This window comes from Acidithiobacillus sp. TH-A36 (genome assembly GCF_057473445.1).
Window position 1 is genome coordinate 1 of record NZ_JBYCKP010000170.1, and the last position, 6,071, is coordinate 6,071.

Consider the following 6,071-nt stretch of genomic DNA (forward strand, 5'->3'; position numbering starts at 1 on the left):
GTTTTGCGATGCTGGCGTGGCCCTCTACAACCCGGACAAGCCCGACCGCCCGGTGAACAGTCCGAAGGCGGTTTATCAGATCGAACCCGCCGCGCTGGCCTTGCTGCGCACCTTTGGCACGCCCGCATGGCATGACGGCCTTACGGCCTATCTGGCCGGGCGTGAAACGCTGGTTGCCCGCTACGCAATGGCACGAGAGCAAAACCGCATCCCCGTTGAGATTGCGCCGGGAAAAGAAATCACCCTCAGTCCCGGCGAGCATAGCGAACTGATCCGGGCCATCATCGAGGACTTCGCCCAGCGCTTCGCACCGGGTAGCGTGCTGGTCTATGCCGGCGACACTGGCGACAAGTGGGGTTACTTCGACGCGGCGTTGCTGGCCGGGCTGGGTGTGGACGTGGATTCACACGGCAAGATGCCAGACGTGGTGTTGCACTTCACCGCGAAAAACTGGCTGCTGCTGGTTGAATCTGTCACCAGTCATGGCCCCGTCGATGGCAAGCGACATGCCGAGCTTGCAAAGCTCTTCGCCGGATCGACTGCCGGGCTGGTCTATGTGACCGCCTTTCCAAACCGGGCCATCATGGGCCGCTACCTTGGCGAAATCGCTTGGGAAACCGAAGTGTGGGTGGCGAATGCACCGTCACACCTGATTCACTTCAATGGCGTCCGTTTTCTTGGCCCCTACGCCACGGAGTGAGCTTGACCATGACCATGAACCCCACCAGAGCGCCCGCACCGATTACCGAGGCCGAGCGCCGCAAGCGTCAGGAGGCGGTCAACTTCGCCCGCGCCAATGTTGGCCTTGAAGGATTCAAGCCTTCCGAGGAAGCGGAGCAACGCGCAGCCCGGTTTGTTGCTGGTGAAATCGACCTTGCCGAGTACGTGGACCCGGCACGCTGAAACTGTCTTGGCGACAGATTCACAACCTGGTCAGCTCCTTTTTGTCGCCAACCGCTGGCCGGGCCATCGCGCATACGCGCTTCACTTGGCTTTGACTGCACCCGGCCAGCTTCGCGGTTTCCGCGATGCTCTTGCCGCCTTCGCGCAAGGCCACGATGCGGGCATGGTGTAGAATAAAAATAAAGTTGGTAACTTTTATCCGGCCAAGGCCAGTAGAATCGCCACATCGAAATTTTCAAAAATAAATAAAGTTGGTAACCTTTTGCCTCCTCACCCCAAAAACCCTTGATGTTTGTGCAAATAAAGTTGGTAACCAAAGATGGAATCTTTCAATATATTAATTAAAATCAGTGAGGTAATGATGCATAAAAGTTACCCTCTATTTGTAAGTTACCAACTTTATTTCATTGTTACGATCTTTGTTTGAATGCCACAGCTGCTACAATAATAGATATAACTAGATGATGTTTTGGTGATATTCTTTCCAGGCTTCCAGAAGATGTCATAATTGTCGCAAGGGAACCTAATAAAAATGGTAAACCGGAATAGATTATTAATAATGCAATGATAATAATTCCCATCGGCACAGCCAATCTACCAAAAAGGTATCCGGTTTGGTCTGTGGTTCCGGTAACCACAATTGACCAGTGCGCCGCTGTTGCAAAACCAATAAAAAGTCCCAGAACAACGCCTATTAAGCTAATGATTGGAATTATAAGTTGTGTTTTTTTTAATATAGAAAATAATTTTTGATTGTTCTTTTGTGTTTTAGTGGTGGATGTTTGGTTATTCATATCTTTCTCCGGAGTAATGTAGAATACAAATAAAGTTGGTAACTAATGATGGCCTATTGCAATAACCGCATTAAAATCAGTGAGGTAATGATGCATAAAAGTTACCAACTTTATTTCGTTGTTACCATCTTTATTTGAATGCCACAACAGTCTGGTAACTTTAGTGAAAACTGATGGGCCTCTCTACCCTCTGAATGACTTTTAATGGCCCAACCAGAGATTCCACCGGGCCTAGCGTCTCGTCTTCCATGACGGGTGCCCCTTCACACTGGAAATAGAAAGCGTCTGGCTGATCGTTTTCAAACAAGAGGTGGACCGCCTCTATTTTGTAAACATAACCTTCAGGTGTCCTGACATAATCCCCTGCTTTGCAAGGCGCTATATCATCAACCAGTCTTGCGACGATCTCCTTGAGTTTATCGCCTTCGACCTGGGCATAAGACCGAAATAGATGATACATGGCAGTTTGTTTTTGAATCCGTTTTAAGGCTTCATCTTTGGATGATTCCATCGAAAATATCTCCTTATTGACGTTCATGGATAAAGTTCGTCGCATTACTGACGTTACGAATCAACTCGGAATCTTTTAACTCGTAGACTTACCACCAGCCTTGTATATCCATGCGTTAGACTTTGCAACAATATATTTATTGTTTGCGCTCTTAATGTCCAATGAAAAAACGATACTATTCACTTTTGTATCAGACTTACCCGGAAGTATTGAGTTGGTAAAATGACCATAGCTTTCATTGTTTCTAAGCACATCAAACTTCAGTCTTCCCTCTGGGAGAAAGCCCGCATAAATCAATTTATAGGTTGACCGATGATCGGTATGGTCAATCTTGAAAAGACAATTGCTATGGTACGAAGATACGGAAGCAACGCTATCTCTATTGAAGTAGATTGGCCCAGACACCAGACCCGTCTTATCACCGACTACAAAATGTGATCCACCTATGGCATGGAAGGTATGCGCCCACCAGTCGGAACCATATCTGTAATAATAATAAGGTATTGCATAATTTCCTGCCGCATATTGATCCGCTTTGTCATTGGATGGCAGGGCTGGAATAATGTAGTATCGGTGCCCTTTTTTGAAAGCGGTCCCCTGGGACAGATACGCCTGTCCGCCCCGGATATGTTTTATGAATGAGTGACCATCCCTGCGCCATTCGATGTAGCAATCGCTGGTTGATGTGAGTTTTGTATGGGCCTTTATGACGCTGATGGTAGCCATCACGTCCCCAGGATAGATTTCCTGTTTTTTAGTAATGGTTTTCCCGGCCTCGTGGTAATAGGTCCCCCTGGGGGTATAGTGCCCGGTATATTCTGTTCCATAATGAATTCCCACCATTGCACAGCCCGATAGAAAAGATGTTGCAGCTATTCCAGCTATTTTCTTTATCATAACAACTCCATAAAAAATGATTTGTCTTGATTAGGATCAGCAGTCTGTTTAACTCCGGTTTCCCATATTACCCCACAACTTCCCGCGCATACTTTAGGAAATGTGCTTTCAGCACTATTCCCCTTGCTATTGCTGGCATCCTTCGGTCTGTTTTATGATCGAAGTACACCATTTTCGGGTTCAGTGCTGTAATCACCACCTTACGGTCACGGCCCCGATCATCTGGGTACATCTTGCTTTCCAGTATGTACCAGTTACCCACTTTTAGTTGCATAGATGATTTCATATGCGCTCCTTTGATGGATATGAAGCCGAATGGAACGAAAACTCCATAAAAGGGGTTCGTCCAGTGTATTTGCTTATTCCGTATTCGTTTCTGGGCTGGCGATAGCCTTAATCCGGTTCAATCGTTTTTCGATCTCAACAGCCTGCTCCAGTATTTCAATAGCAAGCTCACCCAACAAAGGATCGGTCGCACTGACCATCTCGCGTAAGTCTTGCACCAAGAGGTTTGCAGACTGGCTAGATTTTACTAATTTCTCTGCATCGTTGCTATTTATCATCTTCTTTTCCTTTCAATATCAAAAGCTGGATCGGCCATCGTATTCCGCGTCTCTTAACTGTGGACGGGATGATATCCGTGCTGGTGTCTGCGACGGCAAATATCCCGGGACCAGGACACTGTATCCAATGTCTGCTCCAGAGGGAGGCGCAAGATGCGTGATGGTGGCCGCTGGCGACCGCCCCAACGCATTTCAATAACATCCTCATCGGGAAACAGCGTGGGCACGACCAGAATTAGATACCAGCGACCGTCAGTGGCCCGTTCCCAGGCACAGATCCCTTGCCGACTTTCCAGAACCGCAGACAGACGCTGCGCCTCCCTTTCCCATGGTTTATCCGTATCCTTAGTCGGTGTGTTCATGTTCCGTGCCCCCCGGTTCTACCGGTTGCGATGGGTCGTGAGCGATCAGGACAGGATTTTTATAGTGCAACAGGAAATCCGTGAATTTCGAGAGGTATCCGTCTGATTCGAGCCAGGCCGTCACATCTGCGCAGCTTGGGTACTTATCTCCAATTAGACCAGAATACGCCGCAACATGCTTTTTCAGGGAAAGCACGGCCAGCTCTATCAAAGCCGCGTCGCGCTCGCCTTTGTTGCGGTAAGCCCGATTTATCCCCAGTTGGACTTCAAGCAGGTCAAGCTCGACTGCGGGATCATCGAAGAAATCTGCACAAACTCGTCTTGTTGGCCTTCCAATCTGCATAGCTGTTTTCCAGTGCATTAATAAGATAATTCGATATTACGCCGGTTTTTTGTAATTGCAAGCACAGATATAGAATAAGTGTTTTGTTTTTGCGGCAAATGGCGGCGGTTTTTGGGCTTGTGTAGATAGGATAATAGATAGTATTATCCTATCTACAGTCACAAAAAGCCCCTGGGGACCCGATGCTACCCATAGATTCTCTCATCACCGACTTTGAAAATTGGCTGAAAAGCCCGTTTTTTGAGATTCCGTACTCAAGTACCTCTATCAAGGCTTATACGGCAAAATCCCGACAGTTCCTCAATCATGCAGAGAAAAGCGGAATAGAACAGATAGAGGCAGTTTCTTTGTCTTTCGTGAAGAATTGGATTGTCCAGTCTAAAAATGGCATCGCACCCGTTTCTACGCAGATGGTCCGATACTCCGCTGTTATGCTGTTTTTTGACTGGCTGCAGAAAACACATGACTTTCCCTTTAACCCGGCCAGAGTGCTCAGAGAGGAAAAAGTCCGGCAACGCGCTGAACGCGCCATCACGGGTGGCCAGGGCGGTCGCGGGGGACGCGGGGGTGCCAAACCCCATCGTCTGCCCCCCGTTCTCGATCATGCGGAGATCGACCAGCTCCGCACCGAAGCCAAGCGGTTCGAAACCATTGCCGGCTATCGGGATGCGGCGCTGGTCGATTTTTTACTGGCCACGGGATTGCGTGCCCATGAAGCGGCCAGTTTCAGGCTCGATGCACTCAACGGTTATCTCTCCGGACGTCTGCGCGTCATCGGTAAAGGTAACAAGGAAAGGCTGGTGCGCTTCCCTCCCCCGCCCGCCGAATCTCTGGAGCTTTGGCTCACCGCAAGGCGCAGGCTTCAGTCCCCGGCGGACACCCTGTTTCTGACCGATCAGGGTAAACCTTTAAGCGCTGCTTTTATGTATCAGGTGATCCGGCGTCTGATTGAGCGCACCACTATTCATAAGCCGCAGGTCGGACCCCATCTTTTGCGGCACACCGCCGCCAGTCTGTGGCTTGCACAGGGCATGGATTTGCGCCAGGTACAGGCCAACATGGGACATAGTAGTATAGTGGTGACCAGCCGATACCTGCATTTGATGGAGTGAGGTGTAGAATGCAAATAAAGTTGGTAACTAAAGATGGAATATTGCAATATCTGCAATAAAATCAGCGATGTAATGATTCATAAAAGTTACCAACTTTATTTCGTTGTTACCATCTTTATTTGAATGCCACAACAGTTTAATCACGATTTTGGTTTCCTGATTTCTTGCTTGAGCAGTCAACAAAAAAGATTAGAAAAAATGACAGCCCAGTGAAAAAAGCGGTCATAAAATTGCTCGCATCCCTTCCACCTTGAAAGTCACTGGATGGCAAGCCGAACACAAGCGCACTCCATCCGATAACTATTCCGAAAGCGAAAACAAATCGCATGACGTTGCAGTTCATTGTTCACCCTCCCTGTTCAGGTAAATCTTGGCTCTCGTCCACAAGACCGCTCATACTGTTCCAATGCTTCTATATCCCTAAAGTCGATGCCCCAGCATAGTTCGCGGGTGCCATACATCCACATAACGGATCCACCACATATTCTAAGGGGTCTGAAGTCCAATGGAACGGAAACGTACGCTAAGGCCATTCGTCCGGCCCTGAGTGCTGCTTTAGTTGCCGCAAATGATTCAAGATGCCATG

The 6,071-nt window shown here is 48.4% G+C and carries 11 protein-coding genes; 3 read left to right on the top strand and 8 right to left on the bottom strand.

Features of this window, described 5'->3' with window-relative positions:
- Positions 1–700 (top strand): BsuBI/PstI family type II restriction endonuclease (locus AC2VLY_RS04630; protein ID WP_486892289.1); only part of this gene is annotated, 700 nt, incomplete at its 5' end.
- 8 nt (positions 701–708) lie between these two features.
- Complete coding sequence (locus AC2VLY_RS04635) at positions 709–903, top strand: antitoxin VbhA family protein (protein WP_486892290.1); 195 nt, start codon at positions 709–711, stop codon at positions 901–903.
- Positions 904–922: 19 nt separating this feature from the next.
- On the opposite strand, the gene AC2VLY_RS04640 is transcribed toward AC2VLY_RS04635, so the two are convergent.
- From AC2VLY_RS04640 to AC2VLY_RS04675, 8 genes are all read right to left on the bottom strand, one after another.
- The gene (locus AC2VLY_RS04640; RefSeq protein WP_486892288.1) at positions 923–1,057 is read right to left on the bottom strand and encodes a hypothetical protein; all 135 of its coding nucleotides are present in this window, start codon (positions 1,055–1,057) and stop codon (positions 923–925) included.
- A gap of 256 nt (positions 1,058–1,313) precedes the next feature.
- Positions 1,314–1,697 carry a hypothetical protein gene (locus AC2VLY_RS04645; protein WP_486892287.1) on the bottom strand — a complete coding sequence of 128 codons (384 nt, stop codon included), beginning with the start codon at positions 1,695–1,697 and terminating at the stop codon, positions 1,314–1,316.
- Positions 1,698–1,857: 160 nt separating this feature from the next.
- The gene (locus AC2VLY_RS04650; protein ID WP_486892286.1) at positions 1,858–2,208 is read right to left on the bottom strand and encodes a hypothetical protein; all 351 of its coding nucleotides are present in this window, start codon (positions 2,206–2,208) and stop codon (positions 1,858–1,860) included.
- 75 nt (positions 2,209–2,283) lie between these two features.
- Positions 2,284–3,105 (bottom strand): hypothetical protein, encoded by an 822-nt coding sequence (locus tag AC2VLY_RS04655; RefSeq protein WP_486892285.1) that lies wholly within the window; start codon positions 3,103–3,105, stop codon positions 2,284–2,286.
- 67 nt (positions 3,106–3,172) lie between these two features.
- Positions 3,173–3,391, bottom strand: coding sequence for a hypothetical protein (locus tag AC2VLY_RS04660; protein WP_486892284.1), 219 nt, complete (start codon positions 3,389–3,391; stop codon positions 3,173–3,175).
- A 73-nt stretch (positions 3,392–3,464) separates the two neighbouring features.
- A complete protein-coding gene (locus tag AC2VLY_RS04665) occupies positions 3,465–3,668 on the bottom strand; it encodes a hypothetical protein (protein WP_486892283.1) in 204 nt (67 codons plus the stop codon).
- Positions 3,669–3,721: 53 nt separating this feature from the next.
- Positions 3,722–4,030, bottom strand: a complete 309-nt coding sequence (locus tag AC2VLY_RS04670) for a hypothetical protein (RefSeq protein WP_486892282.1) — start codon at positions 4,028–4,030, stop codon at positions 3,722–3,724.
- The gene (locus AC2VLY_RS04675) at positions 4,014–4,373 is read right to left on the bottom strand and encodes a hypothetical protein (protein ID WP_486892281.1); all 360 of its coding nucleotides are present in this window, start codon (positions 4,371–4,373) and stop codon (positions 4,014–4,016) included. Before AC2VLY_RS04675 ends, AC2VLY_RS04670 begins: the two co-directional genes overlap by 17 nt.
- A gap of 182 nt (positions 4,374–4,555) precedes the next feature.
- Between AC2VLY_RS04675 and AC2VLY_RS04680 the strand changes: the two genes are divergently transcribed.
- Positions 4,556–5,485 carry a tyrosine-type recombinase/integrase gene (locus AC2VLY_RS04680; RefSeq protein ID WP_486921840.1) on the top strand — a complete coding sequence of 310 codons (930 nt, stop codon included), beginning with the start codon at positions 4,556–4,558 and terminating at the stop codon, positions 5,483–5,485.
- The last annotated feature ends 586 nt before the right edge of the window (positions 5,486–6,071 follow it).

What these genes read in the sequence shown, in the direction of transcription:
- AC2VLY_RS04655 (WP_486892285.1), bottom strand. Translation starts at nt 3,105, where the DNA reads ATGATAAAGAAAATAGCTGGAATAGCTGCAACATCTTTTCTATCGGGC.
- AC2VLY_RS04665 (WP_486892283.1), bottom strand. Translation starts at nt 3,668, where the DNA reads ATGATAAATAGCAACGATGCAGAGAAATTAGTAAAATCTAGCCAGTCT.
- AC2VLY_RS04670 (WP_486892282.1), bottom strand. Translation starts at nt 4,030, where the DNA reads ATGAACACACCGACTAAGGATACGGATAAACCATGGGAAAGGGAGGCG.
- AC2VLY_RS04680 (WP_486921840.1), top strand. Translation starts at nt 4,556, where the DNA reads ATGCTACCCATAGATTCTCTCATCACCGACTTTGAAAATTGGCTGAAA.
- AC2VLY_RS04645 (WP_486892287.1), bottom strand. Translation starts at nt 1,697, where the DNA reads ATGAATAACCAAACATCCACCACTAAAACACAAAAGAACAATCAAAAA.
- AC2VLY_RS04635 (WP_486892290.1), top strand. Translation starts at nt 709, where the DNA reads ATGACCATGAACCCCACCAGAGCGCCCGCACCGATTACCGAGGCCGAG.
- AC2VLY_RS04660 (WP_486892284.1), bottom strand. Translation starts at nt 3,391, where the DNA reads ATGAAATCATCTATGCAACTAAAAGTGGGTAACTGGTACATACTGGAA.
- AC2VLY_RS04675 (WP_486892281.1), bottom strand. Translation starts at nt 4,373, where the DNA reads ATGCAGATTGGAAGGCCAACAAGACGAGTTTGTGCAGATTTCTTCGAT.
- AC2VLY_RS04650 (WP_486892286.1), bottom strand. Translation starts at nt 2,208, where the DNA reads ATGGAATCATCCAAAGATGAAGCCTTAAAACGGATTCAAAAACAAACT.